The organism is Nonomuraea sp. NPDC051298, from assembly GCF_055586305.1.
Map to the genome: position 1 here is coordinate 160,992 of NZ_JBVJIM010000004.1, position 18,639 is coordinate 179,630.

Sequence of the window (18,639 nt, forward strand, 5' to 3'; positions counted from 1 at the left end):
GCGGGACGCTTACTCACTCTGTTTCCTCCTGTCCACGTACTTCCTGGCGGCCCCGTCGCACACCCTGTTGGAAGCCGGCCATCCGGTTGCGTATCCGCTCCGCAGAGACCGGAGGCACCGCAGGCGCCTCCCGCTGCGGTTGCTGGAGCTGCGCCGGCTGACCGGCGGTGCCCGGCACCAGGTTGGCCTTGGGGGTCCGTTTGGGGAGCCCGGCGGCGGTGATGCCGCCCAGGCTCGGCTCGCTGGCTGCGGCCGCCGCCCGCCATCCGGCGTCTGCGGCCGTTCGCCATGCTTCCTCCCCAGAGGGTACGGCTTGTGTGGGCGTGGGCTCACCCCCGGCCTCGGGGTTCGGCTCGTCCCCTGGGGGCTTGCGGAACCAGGCCGACTCCACCGCCGCGAAGATCGGCAGGAATTCCTCCTGCTCCTGGTCCATCGGCGAGACGTCCACCGAGGGCGCGGGCTCCGGCGTACGCACGTCGTTCGTGGGGAACGACGGGGCCGGCGACGGCATGTGGAACGCGCCATTACCGGATGGGCCGACGCCGGAAGGGCCGCTGACCGCCGGGGGCGAGGGCGGCTGCGGGCTCGGATACGACGGGAACGCCCCGGAGTCGAACGAGCCCGGCCGCCGCCGGTACGAGCCGCCGTCGGTGTCGGCGGTGAAGCCGTTGGCCCCCGCCGCGCCCGGCTCGGAATGGAAGGCGCCCGGCTCGGAGTGGAAGGCGCCCGGTCCCTGCCCCGCGAGGCCGGGCCCGCGCGGGCGCCCCGCGTCGAGCGGCCCCGTCCTGCCCGGTCCCGCGTCGAAGGAGTCGAAGCTGGCGAACGACCTGAACGACCCGTTCGCCGCCGGCGCCGGCCCCGGCTGGCTCGCCACGGTGCCGCCGCCGAACGCGGGCCGCTGCGGCAGCGGCTGCTGCTGGGTCCCGTCGACGATGAGCGTGGGCGGCAGCAGCACCATGGCGATCAGGCCCGCGCCGTCGCCCTTGCGGAGCTGCACCCTGATGCCGTGGCGCAGCGCCAGGCGGCCGACCACGAACAGGCCCATCCGCCGCGACACCGACACGTCCACGACGGGTGGCTCGGCCAGGCGGCGGTTGGCCTCGGCCAGCTCGTCCTCGGTCATGCTGATGCCGGTGTCGCTGACCGACAGCAGCGCGCCGCCGCCCTCGATGAGGCTGCTGGTGACCGTGACCTGGGAGTTGTTCGGGGAGAACTGGATGGCGTTCTCGACCAGCTCGGCGACCAGGTGGACGAGGTCGTTGGCGCAGTTCCCGAGCACCGAGGTGGCCCGGTGCACCCGGACCTGGACGCGTTCGTAGCCCTCGACCTCCGACAGCGCGGCGCGTACGACGTCGACCAGCTTGGCCGGCTGGCTGCGCCGTCGGGTGGCCTCGTGACCGGCCAGGACCAGGAGGTTCTCGGAGTTGCGGCGCATGCGGGTGGCCAGGTGGTCGAGCTTGAACAGGTCGGCCAGCCGGCCGCCGTCCTGCTCGCCCTTCTCCAGGCCGTCGATCAGCGAGATCTGCCGCTCGACCAGGGTCTGCGTGCGGCGCGAGAGGTTGACGAACATCGAGCTGATGTTGCTGCGCAGCTCGGCCTCCTCGCCCGCCAGCCGCACGGCCTGCCGGTGCACCTGGTCGAAGGCCCGCGCCACCTCGCCGATCTCGTCGTTGCCCTCGACCTCGATCGGGTGCACGTCGCGTGCGGCCGTCTCACCGCTGACGCGCAGGCGGCGCACCACGTCGGGCAGCCGGAACCCCGCGACCTCCAGCGCCTCGGTACGCAGCCGTCGCAGCGGGCCCACCATGGAACGGGCGATGGCGACGGTGAGCAGCAGGACGACCAGCAGCAGCGCCACGATGAGCGCGCCCGCGATGATCGCGTTGCGGGTCTCGGCGTCGCGCAGCTCCTGGCTGCGCAGGCTCACCTTGCCCGCCAGCTCCTCCTCGATGCCGTGCAGCACGTCGATGGCGACGGTGTTGCTGTTGAACCACTCCTCGCGCTCGGCCCTGGCGGAGATGAGGTTGTCGGTGATGCGGGCGCCCGGCTGCCGGCCGCTGGCCAGCGTGATCGCGCGGGACTTGGTGAGCTGGATGTTGACGTACTCGGGCTTGGAGGCGAGCGCTTTGGACAGTTGCTCGCCGACCTCGGTCCCGGCCTCGGCGCCGACGGTGTCGAGGTCGCTCTGCTGGCGGGCGTTGGAGGCGATGAACTGCTCGACCTCCTTGGCGTCCACGCTCTCGGGGTTGTAGCTGGCCTGCAGGAGCTGGACGCGCTGGCGGGACAGCTCCTCCTTGGCCGCCACGAGCGCGCTCAGGGCGCGGAAGTAGCCGACGATCTGGGGGTCGTGCGACATCAGGCTCAGCTCGTCGTGCAGCTTGACGAGGGTGTCGGCGAGGAAGTCGTAGCGGATGGTGTCGGTCTGGCCCTCGCCCCTGATCCCCGGCAGGCGGCTCAGGTCGTACCTGGCCTGGGCGGCGGCCTTGACCACGCGGGGGCCGTACGACTCGTCCATCGTGTCGAGGTCGGCGCGGACGGTCTTGATCAGCGTGTCGACGGCGGCCTTGCGCTGTTCGAGAGGGGCTTCGAGCTTCTTGCGCATGGCGCGGTTGGCGCCGATCCAGCCGCCGGTGTCACGCTCCAGCCCCAGCGCCTGGACGAGGTCACGGAGCCGCCCCGCCTGCTCGGCCGCGGTGGCGGTGCGGTCGTAGACGTCGATGCTCTGCACCGAGCCGACCACGCGCGCTCCCCCGAGCACGACGCCGGCGAGGGTGGGCACCAGGATGAGCGCGGTGAGGCGCCACCTCACGCGCCAGTTACGCAGAGCGAGCCGCTGCAGCGGCTGTCTGCCGCGGGCCCGCTGAGCGGCTGGGCCGCTGCTCGAATTCCCCGTAGTCACCGCTCCCGCAACCCCTCAATCGTCCCGTAAGCAACGGGTCATCAAGCCGTCCACAAAGTATCCACCGCATCTGACGTATCAGGCATATCGGACATAATCGTTACAAATGCGACCGGTAGTTGTGTGCTGTTGGTTATCGCAGCGCGGCAAGGACTTGATCGCGGACTTGCGCCCTCTGCGCGTCGTCGCTGAGGGGGCGACCAGCGCGGTCCACAACATAGAAGACGTCCACCGCCTCCGCGCCGAGAGTCTCTACGCGAGCGGCTCTCACGTCAAGACCGCACTCACCGAACGCACGCCCAATACGCCACAGAAGTCCCGGCCTGTCATGGGCTCTGACTTCCACCACGGTGGCCGTCGCGGAGGCGTCGTCGACCAACGTCACCCGAGGTGGAGCCACCGGCACGCGGGACGGCCTGACCGACCTGGCCCGGCGGGCCAGCCGCTGCTCGATGTCAAGACGTCCAGCAAGGACGAGACGCAGATCGGACTCCAGCGTCGCGGGGTCGGGAGGGGAGCCGTACTCGGGGATGACCGAGAACTCGATCACCGCCGTGGACCCCGCGAAGGCGGCCGAGGCCGAGCGCACGACGAGCCGGTGGGCGGCCAGCACCCCGGCGGCGCTCCACAGCAGGCCCGCCCGGTCGGGGGCGACGACGGTGACCGCTCCCCCGTTGACCCGGACGGCCCCGCCGCCGTGCCTGGCCAGCGCGGCCTGCTCGGGCGACAGCGTCGGCGGCTTGGGGGGCGGCGAGCCGGCCAGCACGGACCTGACCCGGCGTACGAGGTCGGCGACCAGCCCCGCCTTCCACGCGTTCCAGGCGGCCGGGCCGGTCGCGGTGCCGTCGGCGACCGCCAGCGCGGCCAGGAGTTCGAGCACCTCCCGCGAGCCGACCGTGGCGGCGACCTTCTCGATCGTGACGGGGTCGGCGAGGTCTCGCCGCGTGGCGGTCTCGGGGAGCAGGAGGTGGTGGCGTACGACGGTGGCCAGCGTCTCGACGTCGGGCGCGGGCAGCCCGATGCGGGCGGCGATGTCGCGGACCACGACCTCGCCCGTCGCCGAGTGGTCGCCGGGCCAGCCCTTGCCCACGTCGTGCAGGAGCGCCGCGATCAGCAGGAGGTCGGGACGGGAGACCTCGCGGGTGTGGCCGGCGGCGTTCGCGGCGGTCTCGATCAGGTGGCGGTCGACCGTGAAGCGGTGGATCGGGTTGCGCTGCGGGCGGTGGCGTACGCGTTCCCAGTCAGGAAGCAGTCTGACAAGGATGCCCGCCTGGTCGAGCTCCTCCCACACGGGCACGGCGGCGCGGCCCGCGCCGAGGATCGACACCAGCGCGTCACGGGCCTCCTCGGGCCAGGGCACCGGCATCGGCGGCGACTGAGCTGCCAGGACGGAGATCGTCGCGGGCGCCAGCGGCAGCCCGGAACCGGCCGCCGCGGCGGCGGCGCGCAGCACGAGCACGGGGTCCCTGCGCGGGTCGACCCCCCTGGCGAGCACCACCTCGCCGCCGTGCTCGACCACGCCGTCGGCCAGCGGACGGCGGCCTCGGGGCGCGGGGCCTGACACCAGCCTGTCAACGGTGCGCCAGGTGCCGTCGAAGGCGTGGGAGATGGTGCGGCCCGCCTCGGCGAGCCGGCGCATCAGCGCCTCCGCGTCCAGCAGGCCGAGCAGCCCGGCGACCGCGTCCTGCTCCTGCAGGACCAGCCGGTCGGTGCCGCGGGCGGTGACGACGTGCAGCGCGTGCCGCACGTCGAGGACGAACTCGTACGCCTCCCGCGCCCTCGGGCCGGGCGCCGGGGCGACCCAGGCGGCGGCCACCGCCTGCATGGCCTGGACGTCGCGCAGCCCGCCGCGCCCGTCCCTGAGATCGGGCTCCAGCAGGAAGGCCAGCTCCCCGCTGGACTGGGCCCGCTGGTCGGAGGCGTCGCGCAGCTCGCTGAGCCGGCGCCGGGAGTCGGCGCGCCATTCGGCCAGCACCGCCTCCCTGGCCTTCCTGGTCAGGTCGGGGTCGCCGGCCACGTGCCTGGCCTGGATGAGGCCGAGCACGGCCTTGAGATCCTGCCGGGCCACGGAGACCGCCTCTTCCACCGTGCGTACGGAGTGGTCGAGGCTGACCGCCGAGTCCCAGATCGGATACCAGATCCGGTCGGCGATCCTGGCCACGTCGGCCCGGCCGTTGTGCAGCAGCACCAGGTCGAGGTCGCTGCCCGGGGCCATTTCGCCCCTGCCGAGGCTGCCGACGGCGATCAGGGAGACGTGGTCGCCGTCGCTCGCCGTGCGGAAGAGGTCCTTGAGCCAGCGGTCGGTGTCGGTGGTCCGCTCCTTGCGGGCCGCGGCATACGAACGGGCCTCTCCCCTCACTGTCGCGCCCCCTCGCCGAGCACCGCCCGGACCTCGTCGTCCGGGCATCGCCGCGGACCCCCCGTGGAAATCCTGCCGTGCTCTGCCGGGACGCCGTCGTCCCGGCTTCGCCGCGAAACCATCACAGGGCTTCCGGACCCCGTTCTCCCGTGCGCACTCGGACGACGGTGTCGACGGGAACCGACCACACCTTGCCGTCGCCGATCTTGCCGGTGTGCGCCGCCTTGACGATGACGTCGATCACGTCCTCGGTGTCATCCTCTTCCGCGAGCACCTCCAGCCGGACCTTCGGGACGAGGTCCACCTGGTATTCGGCGCCGCGGTAGACCTCGGTGTGGCCCCGCTGGCGGCCGTAGCCGCTGGCCTCGCTGACGGTCATGCCCTTGATGCCGAACTGTTCGAGCGCGGCCTTCACGTCATCCAGCTTGAAGGGCTTGATGATCGCCGTGATGAGCCTCATGCGTCCACCTTCTTCGTGGCCGGGGAGATTACGGGACCGTTGGAGGAGCTGACGCCGGAGGCGTAGACGGTGCCCAGGTCGTAGCCCGTCTCGGCGTGCGTGGCGATGTCGACGCCGGTCAGCTCGGCGTCCTCGGCGATGCGGAAGCCCATCGTCTTGTCGATGACCTTGCCGATGACCCAGGACATGACGAACGAGTAGCCGCCGACGGCGATCGGGCCGAGCACCTGGAGGCCGAGCTGGCTGATCTGCCCGCCCTCGATCAGGATGCCCTTGTTCTGGCCGGGCAGGAACGGGTAGGCCGCCACGAAGCCCAGCGCGACCGCGCCGATCAGACCGCCGACCAGGTGGACGCCGACCACGTCGAGCGAGTCGTCGAAGCCCGCCCGGTACTTCAGGCCCACGGCGTAGGCGCAGCCCACACCGGCCAGCACGCCGATCACCACGGCCGCCCACGGGTCGACGAAACCGCAGGCGGGCGTGATGGCGACCAGACCTGCCACCGCGCCGGAGGCGACGCCGAGCGTGGTCGCGTGACCGTCGCGCAGCTTCTCCACCACGAGCCAGGCGCCGGCGGCCACGGCCGTGGCGACCTGGGTGTTCATGAACGCCAGACCCGCGGTCTGGTCGGGGGCCAGCTCGGAGCCCGCGTTGAAGCCGAACCAGCCGAACCACAGCAGCCCGGTGCCGAGCAGCACCAGGGTCAGGTTGTGCGGCCGCATGGGCTCCTTGCGCCAGCCCTGGCGCTTGCCCAGGACGAGCGCGAGCGCGAGCGCCGCGGCGCCGGCGTTGATGTGGACGACCGTGCCGCCGGCGAAGTCTTCGATGCCGAGCTGGGTGAGCCAGCCGCCGCCCCAGACCCAGTGGGCGACGGGGAAGTAGACGACCGTGGCCCACACCAGGGAGAACAGCACCCAAGCGCCGAACTTGGCCCGGTCGGCGATGGCGCCGCTGATCAGCGCCACCGTGATGATGGCGAAGGTGAGCTGGAAGGCGGAGAACACCATCAGCGGGAAGTTGTCGGCGGCGGCGGCCTCGGCCGTCACGCTGCCGCCCTCGACGATCAGACCTTCGTAGACGGCGTTGAAGACCCCGCTCAGGCCGACGTAGTCGAGCCCTCCGACGATCTTGTTGACGAAGCCGGTCCCGTCACCGGCCGTGTCGAACGCCAGGGAGTAGCCGTACAGGACCCACGCGACCGTCACGACGATGATGCTGACGAACGACATCATCATCATGTTGAGCACGCTCTTGGCCCTGGTCATTCCCCCGTAGAAGAACGCGAGGCCCGGAGTCATCAGCAGCACCAGGGCGGTGCATACCAGCATCCAGGCGGTAGTGCCGCTGTCGATCATCGAAGCGACCCTCCTTTTGCATGTGACGTGTGGCCACAGCGTGTTCTTCCGTGGTTTCGTGGCTCGACCGCGCGTGTTTCACATTCGTGAATCTCGCCATGCGGGTGTTTCACCGACGTTTCGGGCCTCTCACAGGACCTATTTGAGCGACGCAATATCGAGCGTGCGATACTTAGGGTTGCCTAACCTAAGCGATCAAGGAACGCCCATGCGACTGCGCCTGGCCCTAGCCGCCATGCTCCCCCTCCTCACCCTCGCCGCGTGCGGCACCTCCACCGCCTCCCAGGAGGCCGGTCCCACCAGGACCGTGAAACACGCCATGGGCGAGACCAAGGTGCCCATGACCCCGAAGCGCGTCGTCGTGCTCGACACGGACAAGCTCGACACGATGGTCTCGCTCGGCCTCACCCCCGTCGGCGCGGCCCAGGCCCAGGAGAGCCAGTCCTGGCCGAAATACCTGGGCTCGGCCCTGGCCGCCACCAAGCCGGTGGGGACGCTCCAGCAGCTCAACATCGAGGCCATCATGGCGCTCAAGCCCGACCTGATCCTCGGCACGAAGTTCCGCCAGGAGGCCTTCTACGACAAGCTCGCCAAGATCGCCCCGACCGTGTTCACCGAGCGGGTCGGCATCACCTGGAAGGAGAACTTCCTGCTCGACGCCGAGGCGCTGGGCAAGAAGGAGCAGGCGCAGCAGCTCATGACCGCGTACGAGACGCGGGCGAAGGAGGTGGGCGCGAAGTTCGCGAAGCTGCAGGTCGGCATCGTACGGTTCCTGCCGACCGAGATCCGCGTGTACGGGCCCCAGTCGTTCAGCGGCATCGTCGTCGGCGACGCCGGCATCCCCCGGCCCGAGGCTCAGCAGCTCGCCGACCAGGAGGACCGGCGCTTCGGCAAGGTGAGCCAGGAGAACATCACCAAGGCCGACGCCGACGCGATCTTCTACAGCGCGTACGGGGAGGCGTCCGCCAAGTCGCAGGCCGCGGTGACCGGCGGACCGCTCTGGAAGAACCTGAAAGCGGTCAAGTCGAACAACGCCCACAACGTGGACGACGAGATCTGGATGCTCGGGATCGGCGTCACGGCGGCCGGCAAGATCCTCGACGACCTCGACAAGTATCTGACGCCGCTCGCCTGACCCGGGCGGGGCCGCTCGTGTGACCCGGGCGGGCGGCCCTCCCGACGAGACCGGGCCGCGCTCAGGGGCCTACGGCTGCGCCGCCCAGAAGCGCCGCAGATGGGGCACCAGCTCATCGGCCCGCTCGTCGGGGAAGAACAGCCGCCCGCCCTCGATCTCCACGATCTCCCGCACACCGGGGATGGTGTCCCGCAGCCAGCGCGCCCAGCTCACGTCGAAGAACACGTCGTCCGTGCCCCAGACCACGAGCGTCGGCACGGTCAGCACCGTGAGCTGCGGCTCGATGGCGACCAGGTCCTTGGCGTCGAGAGAGGTCAGCAGGCGTTCGAACGCGCGCCCGCCGTCCGGCCCGGCGAAGATCGGCCGCAGGTACGCCTCCACCAGCGCCGCCGGGTCGTCGATGCGCTCGTACCCGGCGCCGAGCGCGGTGTCGGCCAGCAGGTCGGGCCAGTCGAGCACGGCGGCGACGAGCGCGGCCAGCTCGCCCTTGGCGGCCAGCTCGACGGTGGACCTGAACGCCTCGGGCGGGAGGTTGGTGTGCACGTCGCAGTTGGTGAGGGTGAGCGTGCGCAGGCGTTCGCGGTGGCGTACGGCGAAGATCTGGGCCACCGCCCCGCCGGTGTCGTTGGCGACGAGGTCGACCTCGCTCAGACCGAGGTGCTCGCACAGCTCCTCGACGGCCTCGGCCAGCGCGGGCAGCGACAGGTCGTCGCGCGGGGCGCTGCCGCCGTGCAGGGGCAGGTCGATGGCCACGCAGCGGCGCTCGCCGCGCAGCTCGGCGATGACGTTGCGCCAGAGGTGGGAGCTGGTGCCGACCCCGTGCACGAACAGGCTCACGGGCCGGCCCTCGGACCCCTCGCCCACGTCGACGTAGTGGATGCCGTCCATCGGTGGTTCCTCCATTTAACAAACCGACTGTCGGTCTATGAAGTTACCGACCGATAGTCGGTTTGTCTATTGTGGATTCATGAACCTCAAGGCCGAACGCGGCGCGGCCACCCGCGACAAGGTCCTGACCATCGCCACGCGGCTGTTCGCCGAGCGCGGCTACGACGACACGTCGATCGAGACGGTGCTGCAGGAGTCGGGGCTGAGCAGGGGGGCTCTGTACCACCACTACGCCGGCAAGGAGGCCCTGTTCGAGGCCGTGCTGGAGGCCACCGAGGCGGCCATCGGCGCCGAACTGGTGCGGGCGGTGCGGGGCTCACGCGACGCCGAGGAGGCCCTGCTCACGGGCGTGCTGGCCTGGGTCCGGCTGGCGCGCGACCCGGTGATCAAACGCATCGTGCTCACCGATGCCCCGGCCGTGCTGGGCTGGGAGCGGTGGCGGGCGATGGAGGAGCGCTACTCGTTCGGCATGCTCAGGGCGGCACTCGACGCCACGGGGGCGGTGCCGGCCGAGTTCCTGGACCTGCACGCCCACATGCTGCTGGCGGCCGTCAACGAGAGCGTCCTGATGGTGGCGCGCGGCGGCGACCAGGCCACCGCCGAGGCCGCCGTGCGGGAGTTCCTCCACAGGCTCCTCCGCCCGCGCTGACCACCGACGCCCCGCGAGCCACGGATCCCGACGCCGGACGGAGGCGGCTGACGGAGACGCCGGGCGTGGGATCTTCGGAACACGCCGACGGGGGCGCCGGATCAGGTGTCCGGCGCCCCCGTCGGCGTCGCGAGTGTCAGGAGGCGTCAGGCGCCTCCGTCGGCGTCGCGGGTGTCAGGCGGCCGCCGTGGCCATCTTGCGCAGGCGGGCCAGGGCGTCGCGCTCGATGCGGCGGGCGCGGTCACGGCCGATGCCGTAGCGCTCGCCCACCTCGGTCAGCGTGTGCTCGCGCCCGTCGACCAGCCCGTAACGCCACCGCAGCATCTCGCTGGTCGGCCCCTCCAGACCGGTGAGCCACTGGTCGAGCCGCTCCCGCTCCAGGATGTCGATGGCCTGCTGCTCGGGGTCGGCCCACGTCTCGTCGGCGATCATGTCGCCCAGCTCGGTCTCGTCCTCGTCGCCCACGCCGAGCTGCAGCGAGACCGGGTCGGACGCCCAGCGCCGCAGCTCACGGACCCGCTCGATCGGCAGGTCGAGGATCCCGGCGAGATCGTCGTCGGTCGGCTCGGCGTCGAACTCCGCCAGCATGTCACGACGGACCCGCATCAGCCGGGTCATCTGCTCCCCCGCGTGCGTGGGCAGCCGCACCGGACGCGCCTGCTCGTGGATGGCCCGCCCCACGGACTGCCTGATCCACCACGTCGCGTACGTCGAGAACTTGTACCCCCGCCGGTAGTCGAACTTCTCCACCGCGCGCACCAGGCCCAGGTTCCCCTCCTGGACCAGGTCGATCAGCGGCATCCCCCGACCCGAATATTTCCTGGCCACCGCCACCACCAGGCGCAGGTTGGCCTGAATGAACTCCTCCTTGGCCCGCTGGCCGGAAATGGCCAGCCGCTCCAGTTCCTCGTCGGCCGCGTCCCCGATGCGCGGCTCCGAGCCCCCGCTGTCGAGGAGCTGCTCGGCGAAGAGCCCCGCCTCTATCCGCTTGGCGAGCTCAACCTCTTCTTCCGCCGTGAGCAGTGGGACCCGGCCGATCTCGGCCAGATATGTCCCCAGCAGATCGCGGTCAGCGATGTGCTGCTCCTGCGTGCGACTCCCCGTAGGCCTTGCCATCCCCAGGCACCTCGTTCCGCAGATGCGTTCTATACCCGGCCAACGTCCGGCCAGATGCAAAGATTCCCTAAAGCACTACGCCTGCGGGATGGTTCTGGATGTCCTCCTAAAGGAGGAGCCCGCCCTGAAACACCTGGTGAACGAGGGGGACGCCGGGCCGATAGGCAAGGTGTACATAGGAGGGGGCGTCGAGGACGACGAGGTCGGCGCGGGCTCCGCGTCGCAGCCAGCCTACGTCCGTACGCCGCAGTGCGCGCGCCCCTCCGTACGTCGCCGCCCTGACCGCCTCCAGCGGCGTCATCCGCATCTCCCGTACGGCCAGCGCCACGCAGAACGCCATCGACGAGGTGAACGACGACCCCGGGTTGCAGTCGGTCGCCAGCGCCACGGTCACCCCGGCGTCGACGAGCCCCCGCGCGTCGGGGTACGGCGAGCGCGTGGAGAACTCGGCCCCCGGCAGGAGCGTCGCCACCGTCCCCGAGGAGGAGAGCGCCTCCACGTCGCCCGGCGTGAGGTGCGTGCAGTGGTCGGCCGAGGCCGCGCCCAGCTCGCAGGCGATGCGCACGCCCGGCCCCTCGGTGAGCTGGTTGGCGTGCACCCGCACCCCGAGCCCGGCCTTGAGCCCGGCGGCCAGGATCTCCCGCGTCTGGTCGCCGTCGAACGCGCCCCGCTCGCAGAACACGTCCACCCACTTCGCGTACGGCGCGCACGCCTCCAGCATCTCCCCGGCCACCAGCCGGACGTAGGAGTCGGCGTCCATGTCCGCCGGCACCACGTGCGCCCCCAGGAAGGTGGTCTCGTCGGTCAGGCCGGTGGCGATCTCCAGCGAGCGCCGCTCGTGCTCGACGGACAGGCCGTAACCGCTCTTGATCTCCACGGTGGTCGTGCCCTGGGCCAGCATCTCCGTCACCAGGGCGCGGGCGCGGGTGGCCAGCTCCGCCTCGCTCGCCCGGCGGGTGGCGGCGACCGTGGTCCTGATGCCGCCCCCGGTGTACGGCTCGCCGGACATGCGGGCCTGGAACTCGGCCGTCCGGTCACCGGCGAAGACCAGGTGGGCGTGGCTGTCGACGAAGCCGGGGATGACGGCCCGGCCGGCGGCGTCCACCCGTTCGTCGGCGTCGGGGGCCTGGGCTGCGGGGCCGGTCCAGGCGACCAGGCCGTCCTCGATGACGAGCGCGGCGTCGGGGATCTCCTCGCGCTCGGGGTCGCCGGTGTAGAGCAGGCCGATTCCGTCGATCAACGTCGTGGTCACCACAGGTCTCCCGTCGTCACGCGGCACGCGCCGCCCCACCCGGCCGTCATCATGGGCCGTCGTCGCTGTGTCGTCATCGCTGTGCCGTCGCTGTGTCGTCATCGCAGGTCGGCTATCGTCTCGGCCAGCAGGGGGCCGATGTCGCCGAGCACGTGCCTTCCGTCCGTGACGATCCGGCGGCCGCCGGACACGACGGAGTGCACGTCGGCCGCCGTGGCCGCGAACACGGCCGCCTCCAGGCCGGGCGTGCCCGCCGTACGCACCGAGTCGAGCCGGATCGACACCAGGTCGGCCCAGGCTCCGGGCACCAGCAGGCCCGCGTCGGGGAAGCCGAGCGAGGCGTGGCCCGCGCCCGCGGCGGCGGCGAGCAGGTCGGCGGCCGGCCAGTGGCCGCGCCGCTCGGTGGCCAGCCTCTCGTGCAGCTCCACCGCCCTGGCCTCCTCGAACAGGTCGATCACGGCGTGGCTGTCGGAGCCCAGCGTGATCTGCGCGCCCCGCTCGAAGGCCGCCCGCGTCGGGCCGATGCCGTCGGCGAGGTCGCGTTCGGTGGTGGGACACACGCACATGTACGTGCCCGACTGCCCCAGCAGCTCGATGTCCACGTCGGTCAGGTGGGTGGCGTGCACGGCGGTCGAGCGCGGCCCCAGCGCCCCGCGTTCGTGCAGGATCTGGACGGGCGTGGCCGCGTACAGCTCCACGCAGGCCGTGTTCTCGGCCCGCTGCTCGGAGACGTGCATGTGGAGGGGCGCCGCGTGCCGGTGGGAGAAGTCGGCCACGACGGGCATCTGCTCGGGCGGCACCGCGCGTACGGAGTGGATGGCCGCGCCGATCTCGACGTCGGGCTGCCCTTCGTACTCGGCCGCCAGCCGTTCGGCCCTGGCCGCCCAGCGTTCGGCGTCGCCGTCGCTGAACCGCAGTTGCACGCCGGTCAGCGGGGCGCCGACGCCGCCGGACACGTAGCAGGTGTCGAGCAGCGTGATGCGCAGCCCGGCCGTACGGGCGGCACGGACCAGGGCGTGGCCCATCGCGTTGGGATCGGGGTAGGGCCGCCCGCCCTCGTCGTGGTGCAGGTAGTGGAACTCGCCCACGCACGTCACCCCCGCCAGCGCCATCTCGGCGTAGACCGCCGTGGCCAGCCGCTGGTAGGAGGCGGGGTCGAGCCGGGCGGCCACCTCGTACATGCGCTCGCGCCAGGTCCAGAAGTCGCCCTTGCCCTCCTGCGTCGCGCCGCGCAGGGCGCGGTGGAAGGCGTGGGAGTGGGCGTTGGCCAGGCCGGGGATCGTCAGCCCCGGCAGGCGTTGCGCCGAGCCGGGCGGGCCCTGCTCGACCCTCGTGATCCTGGTGCCGTCGACTTCGACGAGCACGTCGTCGGCGACGCCGTCGGGCAGCCAGGCCCGCTCGCACCAGTAGGTCAGCGACACAGATCCTCCAGCACGTCCGCGAGTGCCACGACTCCCGCCTCGCAGTCTGCCCGCTCGGCGTGCTCGTCGGGGGAATGGGACACGCCGGTGGGGTTCCTGACGAACAGCATGGCGCTCGGGACGCCCGCCGTGGCCAGGATCCCGGCGTCGTGCCCGGCGCCCGTGGGCAGGATCGGCGCGGGCGTGTCGCCCCCCGCCACCCTGGCCAGCCGGTCTCTGAGCGCCACGTCGAAGTCGACGACCGGGGTCCACGACTCCTCCCGCACGTCCACCTCGCCCGGCACCGGCCCAGTGGCGGGCACAGTGGCGGGCCCAGCGCCAGGTTCGCCCGCGCCGACCGCGTGGGCGAGGTCGGCCACCAGCCCCCGCACCTCGCGCTCGTCCGCGCCGCGCGCGTCCAGCCAGGCCGAGACCAGGCCGGGGATGGCGTTGGCGTTGCCGGGCGAGACGCGTACCTTGCCCACCGTGGCCACCACCCCGCGGCGCCGCGCGGCCTCCCGCGCGGCCAGCACCATGCGGGCGAACGGCAGCATCGGGTCGTCGCGGTCGGCCAGCCCGGTCGTGCCCGCGTGGTCGGCCCGCCCGCGGAAGTCGAACCGCCACCGCCCGTGGGGCCAGATCGCGGCGGCCACGCCCACGGGCCTGCCCTCGGTCACGAGCCCGCGCCCCTGCTCGACGTGCAGCTCCACGAACGTGCCGACGTGGGCCAGGGTCTCGTCGTCACGCCCGGCCCGCTCCGGCCTGCGCCCGGCCCGCCGCATGGCCTCGGCCAGCGTGCCGCCGTCGTCGTCGGTGAGCCCGAGCGCGCGCTCGGGCGAGAGCGCCCCGGTCAGCAGCCGCGAGCCCATGCAGGGCACGCCGAACCTGGCGCCCTCCTCGTCGGCGAAGCAGACCACGCCCACCGGGACGGACGGCGTCACGGCCCGGTCTCTCAGGAGGTCGAGCGCGGCGAAGGCCGACACGACGCCGAGCGGCCCGTCGTACGCGCCGCCCTGGCGTACGGAGTCGAGGTGACTGCCGGTCACCACGCCGGGGCGCGCGGACGACGGGGCGCCCCACCACGCCCACAGGTTGCCGTTGCGGTCTTCCCGCAGGTCGAGGCCCCGGCGCGCGGCCTCGCCCGCGAACCACTCGCGCAGCTCCAGGTCGGCGTCCGACCACGAGTCCCTCAGGTATCCGCCGGTCTTCGGATCTCGTCCGATGTGCGCGAGTGGTTCAAGCATGGAGCCAACTGTAGTGAATGAATCCATTCACCTCAGTTGACGGGGCCTCCTCTGGGGCGGACGGTCAGCTCGGTGAGGTGGGCGTCGGGCCCGGCGGTGACGGCGGCCAGCACGGCCCGCGCCACGGTCTCCGGCCGCAGGTACTTCTCCGGCTCGAACTCCCCGCCCTCCTGGGCCCGCACTCCCCGCTGCATGTCGGTGGCGATCCGGCCGGGATAGACGGTGGTGACCCTGAGCGCGGGCTCCTCCAGCCGCAGCGCGTCGGCGAACGCCCTGAGCGCGAACTTGCTGGCCGCGTAGGAGGCCCACTCGGGGTTCGCGCGCAGCCCGGCGCCGGAGTTGACGCAGACCACGTGGCCCTCGGCCCGCCTGAGCGCGGGCAGCAGCAGCCTGGTCAGCTCGGCGACGGCGACGACGTTGATCTCCATCGTGCGCCGCCACACGTCGGCGCCCTGGTCGGCGATCGGGCCGAGGGTGACGACCCCGGCGCTGTGCACGAGGACGTCGAGCCGCTCGACGCCCGCGACGTCGGCCGCCGAGACCTGGGTCAGCTCCACCGGCCAGGCCCGCGCGCCGGGCAGCTCAGCCGCCAGCGCGGCCAGCGCCTCCTCGTCACGGCCACCGAGGATGACGTCGTGGGTGGGTGCCAGGGCCCGTGCCACGGCTTCGCCGACGCCCTTGGACGCGCCTGTGACCAGCGCCTGCGCTCGTTCAGTCATGGGGGGCAGCTTATTGAGGTTGACGGATACTCAAATTTGTATACAAACTTGAGCCTATGTCTTCGACGCGCATCCTCATCCTCGGCGCCCTGCTCGACGGCCCCATGAACGGCTACGCGGTCCGCCGCCGCCTGGAGGCCATGGGCATCGACCGCTGGACCAACGTGGCCTTCGGCTCGATCTACCACGGCCTGGGCAAGATGGCCGACGAGGAGCTGCTGGAGGTCGTCGAGTCCGGCAGGGGCGGCAGGACGGTCTACTCGCTGACGGAGCTGGGCCGGGCCGAGTTCCACCGGCTGCTGCTGAAGTCCTGGCACGAGCTCAAGCCGATCGTGGACCCGTTCCAGGTGGCGATGACCTTCATGGACCGCCTGGAAAAGCAGGAGATACTGGCCGCCCTGCATGGCAGGATGGCCCAGCTCAAGATGTACGTCGAGACCATGGGGCACCTGACCGGCGTCAAGCACGCCCACGGGGCTCCCCAGCACGTCAACGAGAACCTCGGCCTGCAGCGGGCCATGTTCCAGGCCCAGCTCGACTGGGTGGAGCGGGCGATACCCCGGGTCGAGGCCGACCAGTTGCCATGAAGGAGCTGACCCCCCCAATGATCATTCAGGCGCATGGCCTGCGGAAGACGTTCACCACCAGGAGCAGGAAGGGCACCCAGACCGTCGAGGCCGTACGCGGCGTCGACCTCGAGGTGAAGAAGGGCGAGATCTTCGGCGTGCTCGGGCCCAACGGCGCCGGCAAGACCACCACGATCAGGATGTTGTCCACGCTCATCGCCCCCGACGCGGGCACGGCCACCATCGCGGGCCACGACCTGCGCAAGGAGCCCGCCGCGATCCGGCGCAGCCTCGGCTACGTGAGCCAGGCCGGCGGGGTCGAGGACACCACCAGCGCCCGCGCCCAGATCATGATGGCCGCCAGGATCCATGCGATGGCCGACCCGAGGCGGGCCACGTCCGAGGTGCTCGAACGGTTCGAGCTGACCGAGATGGCCGACCGCCCCGGCCGTACGCTCTCCGGCGGCCAGAAGCGGCGCGTGGCCATCGCGATCGGGCTGGTGCACACCCCGCCGCTGCTCTTCCTCGACGAGCCCACCACCGGCCTCGACCCGCAGAATCGCGCCAACCTGTGGGAGCGCATCAGGCAGTTGCGCGAGTCGGGCACGAGCGTCCTGCTCAGCACCCACTACCTCGACGAGGCCGACGCGCTCTGCGACCGGCTGATGATCGTCGATCACGGTCTGGTCGTCGCCGAGGGCACGCCGGCCGCGCTCAAGCGCGAGGTCTCCGGCGACGTGATCTCGCTCAGGCTCGACGATCCCGAACGGGCCGCAGAGACGCTCGGGCCGCTGGCCCGCGAGATCCGCGTCGACGACGACCGGCTGCGCGTCTACGTCGACGACGGCGAGCACACGCTGCCCGTGCTGCTGCGGGCGCTGGAGGAGCAGGGCCTCGGGCTCAGCTCGATCGCGCTCGACCGGTCCACCCTCGACGACGTCTTCCTGGCCAAGACCGGCCGTACCCTGCGTGACTCGGGAGCCGCCGCATGATCCGCCACACCGTCCTGTTCACCGGCTACGAGCTGCGCAAGTCGTTCAGCAACCCGATCTGGCCGCTGTTCGGCATCATGCAGCCGGTGCTGTACCTGCTGATGTTCGCCCCGCTGCTCAAGACCATGACGCCGGGCGGCACGACCGTCGACGCGCTGCGCATGTTCACCCCGGCGGCCATGATGATGATCGCGGTCTTCGGGTCGCTGTTCTCCGGGTTCGGGCTGATCGCCGAGCTGCGCAACGGCTCACTCGAGCGGTACGCCGTCAGCCCCGCCTGGCGACCGGCCATCGTGCTCGGCCGGGTGGCCAAGGACATGGTCGTCCTGGTCCTCCAGGCCGTGCTGGTGCTGATCGTGGCCATCGCCATGGGCGTGCGGATCGGCGCCGTGGAGCTGCTGCTGGTGCTGCTGCTGATGGCGGCGACCGGGTTGTTCGCCTCGGGGCTGTCGCAGGGGCTCGCGCTGACCGTGCGCGACGAGAACGGCATGTCGCAGACGCTCAACCTCTTCATGCTGCCGATCATGCTGCTGGCCGGGCTGTTCGTGCCCATCTCGTTCGCGCCCGACTGGATGAAGTTCCTGGCCCCGGTCAACCCGCTCTACCACGCGGTCGAGGCCGGGCGGGCGTTGTTCGCCGGGCGGCTGGGCGACCCGTCGGTCCCGATCGCGTTCGGGTTGTTCGCGGTTCTGGCAGTGCTCACCACCCTGTGGTCGATGCGGTCGCTACGCAGGATCGCCGGGTAGGAAGGTGCCGGTCTCCTCGGCCATCCGCTCGTACTCGTCGAGCCTGGCCCTGGTGCGCAACGGCACCGCATCGGCCATGGCCTCCACCAGGGCCATGGCCAGCGCCAGCGGCGCCGCGTGCGAGTCGAACACCAGCCGGTCGCCGACGGGCGCGTCCAGCACCACGTCGGCGGGGAAGCCGGCGCTGTCGGTGATGGCGGCCACCCGCAGGCCCAGCTTCCCCGCGTAGTCGAGGGCCTGCAGGGCCTCCACCGGATAGCGCGGCAGCACGACGGCCACCACCCACTCGGCCCCGGCCCGGCGGGCCGCGTGCAGCCCGTCGGCCAGCTCGGAGCCGCCGTGGGTGAGCAGCCGCACGTCGGGGTGGATGCGGCGGGCGTAGTAGGCGAAGGTGGTGGCCAGCCCGCACGAGACGCGCAGCCCCAGCACGGGCAGCGGCTCGGTCGCCGCGAGCTGCTCACCCAGCTCCTTGAGCGGGAACGCCGCCAGCCGCTCTCTGACCAGCCCGAGATTGCGGATCTCGCAGTCGATGGCCCCGGGCAGCAGGCTCTCCCGCGGCGCCTCGACGCCGCCGCCGAGCACCAGCGGCCGCAGCGCCTGGCGCAGCTCCGGATAGCCCGCGAAGCCCAGCACCATGGCGAACCTGGTCACCGAGGGCTGGCTGACCCCGGCCCGCTCTGCCAGCTCCACGCTGGACAGGAAGATCGCCTCGTCCAGGTGCTCGCTGAGATAGTGCGCGATCCTGCGCTGTACGGGTGACAGCCTCCGGCCGTCCAGCAGCACGTCGAGCCCCATGTGGTAGCCATCGTGATATCCGTCCGCCACGCCACCTCCAACGTCGGCGACCCGCCATTCTCAT

16 protein-coding genes are annotated in these 18,639 nt (G+C 71.7%); 5 read left to right on the top strand and 11 right to left on the bottom strand.

Annotated features, from left to right (window positions below; translation table 11 throughout):
- Positions 1 to 13 precede the first annotated feature (13 nt).
- From ACZ6S0_RS14370 to ACZ6S0_RS14385, 4 genes are all read right to left on the bottom strand, one after another.
- The gene (locus ACZ6S0_RS14370; RefSeq protein WP_465916494.1) at positions 14 to 2,809 is read right to left on the bottom strand and encodes a nitrate- and nitrite sensing domain-containing protein; all 2,796 of its coding nucleotides are present in this window, start codon (positions 2,807 to 2,809) and stop codon (positions 14 to 16) included.
- 223 nt (positions 2,810 to 3,032) lie between these two features.
- Complete coding sequence (locus ACZ6S0_RS14375) at positions 3,033 to 5,258, bottom strand: [protein-PII] uridylyltransferase (RefSeq protein WP_465916497.1); 2,226 nt, start codon at positions 5,256 to 5,258, stop codon at positions 3,033 to 3,035.
- Between the two features lie 121 nt (positions 5,259 to 5,379).
- Entirely contained in the window at positions 5,380 to 5,718 is a 339-nt protein-coding gene (locus tag ACZ6S0_RS14380) for a P-II family nitrogen regulator (protein WP_185071480.1), read from the bottom strand.
- The gene (locus tag ACZ6S0_RS14385) at positions 5,715 to 7,073 is read right to left on the bottom strand and encodes an ammonium transporter (RefSeq protein ID WP_465916501.1); all 1,359 of its coding nucleotides are present in this window, start codon (positions 7,071 to 7,073) and stop codon (positions 5,715 to 5,717) included. The genes ACZ6S0_RS14380 and ACZ6S0_RS14385 overlap by 4 nt, the downstream gene beginning before the upstream one ends.
- Before the next feature lie 208 nt (positions 7,074 to 7,281).
- On the opposite strand from ACZ6S0_RS14385, the gene ACZ6S0_RS14390 reads away from it, so the two are divergent.
- Complete coding sequence (locus ACZ6S0_RS14390; protein ID WP_465916504.1) at positions 7,282 to 8,208, top strand: ABC transporter substrate-binding protein; 927 nt, start codon at positions 7,282 to 7,284, stop codon at positions 8,206 to 8,208.
- A gap of 69 nt (positions 8,209 to 8,277) precedes the next feature.
- Here ACZ6S0_RS14390 and ACZ6S0_RS14395 read toward each other — a convergent pair whose 3' ends face one another.
- Positions 8,278 to 9,096, bottom strand: a complete 819-nt coding sequence (locus ACZ6S0_RS14395; protein ID WP_465916507.1) for an alpha/beta fold hydrolase — start codon at positions 9,094 to 9,096, stop codon at positions 8,278 to 8,280.
- Between the two features lie 79 nt (positions 9,097 to 9,175).
- Here ACZ6S0_RS14395 and ACZ6S0_RS14400 point away from each other — a divergent pair, with 79 nt between their 5' ends.
- Positions 9,176 to 9,745: a TetR/AcrR family transcriptional regulator gene (locus tag ACZ6S0_RS14400; protein ID WP_465916510.1), complete on the top strand. Its 570-nt coding sequence runs from the start codon at positions 9,176 to 9,178 to the stop codon at positions 9,743 to 9,745.
- A gap of 174 nt (positions 9,746 to 9,919) precedes the next feature.
- Here ACZ6S0_RS14400 and ACZ6S0_RS14405 read toward each other — a convergent pair whose 3' ends face one another.
- The 5 genes from ACZ6S0_RS14405 to ACZ6S0_RS14425 form a co-directional block, all read right to left on the bottom strand.
- On the bottom strand, positions 9,920 to 10,861 hold the full coding sequence (locus tag ACZ6S0_RS14405; RefSeq protein ID WP_344885371.1) for a sigma-70 family RNA polymerase sigma factor: 942 nt from the start codon (positions 10,859 to 10,861) through the stop codon (positions 9,920 to 9,922).
- A gap of 106 nt (positions 10,862 to 10,967) precedes the next feature.
- Positions 10,968 to 12,113, bottom strand: coding sequence for an imidazolonepropionase (hutI, locus tag ACZ6S0_RS14410; RefSeq protein ID WP_465916515.1), 1,146 nt, complete (start codon positions 12,111 to 12,113; stop codon positions 10,968 to 10,970).
- A 98-nt stretch (positions 12,114 to 12,211) separates the two neighbouring features.
- Positions 12,212 to 13,534: a formimidoylglutamate deiminase gene (locus tag ACZ6S0_RS14415; RefSeq protein ID WP_465916518.1), complete on the bottom strand. Its 1,323-nt coding sequence runs from the start codon at positions 13,532 to 13,534 to the stop codon at positions 12,212 to 12,214.
- Positions 13,525 to 14,757: an allantoate amidohydrolase gene (locus ACZ6S0_RS14420; RefSeq protein ID WP_465916521.1), complete on the bottom strand. Its 1,233-nt coding sequence runs from the start codon at positions 14,755 to 14,757 to the stop codon at positions 13,525 to 13,527. Before ACZ6S0_RS14420 ends, ACZ6S0_RS14415 begins: the two co-directional genes overlap by 10 nt.
- Positions 14,758 to 14,789: 32 nt before the next feature.
- Positions 14,790 to 15,476 (bottom strand): SDR family oxidoreductase, encoded by a 687-nt coding sequence (locus ACZ6S0_RS14425; protein WP_465916525.1) that lies wholly within the window; start codon positions 15,474 to 15,476, stop codon positions 14,790 to 14,792.
- Positions 15,477 to 15,532: 56 nt separating this feature from the next.
- Here ACZ6S0_RS14425 and ACZ6S0_RS14430 point away from each other — a divergent pair, with 56 nt between their 5' ends.
- From ACZ6S0_RS14430 to ACZ6S0_RS14440, 3 genes are read left to right on the top strand one after another with little or no spacing between them, the layout of a single operon-like run.
- Positions 15,533 to 16,063 carry a PadR family transcriptional regulator gene (locus ACZ6S0_RS14430; protein ID WP_465916529.1) on the top strand — a complete coding sequence of 177 codons (531 nt, stop codon included), beginning with the start codon at positions 15,533 to 15,535 and terminating at the stop codon, positions 16,061 to 16,063.
- A 17-nt stretch (positions 16,064 to 16,080) separates the two neighbouring features.
- Positions 16,081 to 17,034 carry an ATP-binding cassette domain-containing protein gene (locus ACZ6S0_RS14435; protein ID WP_465916534.1) on the top strand — a complete coding sequence of 318 codons (954 nt, stop codon included), beginning with the start codon at positions 16,081 to 16,083 and terminating at the stop codon, positions 17,032 to 17,034.
- A complete protein-coding gene (locus ACZ6S0_RS14440; RefSeq protein ID WP_465916537.1) occupies positions 17,031 to 17,780 on the top strand; it encodes an ABC transporter permease in 750 nt (249 codons plus the stop codon). The genes ACZ6S0_RS14435 and ACZ6S0_RS14440 overlap by 4 nt, the downstream gene beginning before the upstream one ends.
- On the opposite strand, the gene ACZ6S0_RS14445 is transcribed toward ACZ6S0_RS14440, so the two are convergent.
- Entirely contained in the window at positions 17,760 to 18,605 is an 846-nt protein-coding gene (locus tag ACZ6S0_RS14445) for a MurR/RpiR family transcriptional regulator (RefSeq protein WP_465916541.1), read from the bottom strand. The two genes, ACZ6S0_RS14440 and ACZ6S0_RS14445, sit on opposite strands and share 21 nt — an antisense overlap.
- Positions 18,606 to 18,639 lie beyond the last annotated feature (34 nt).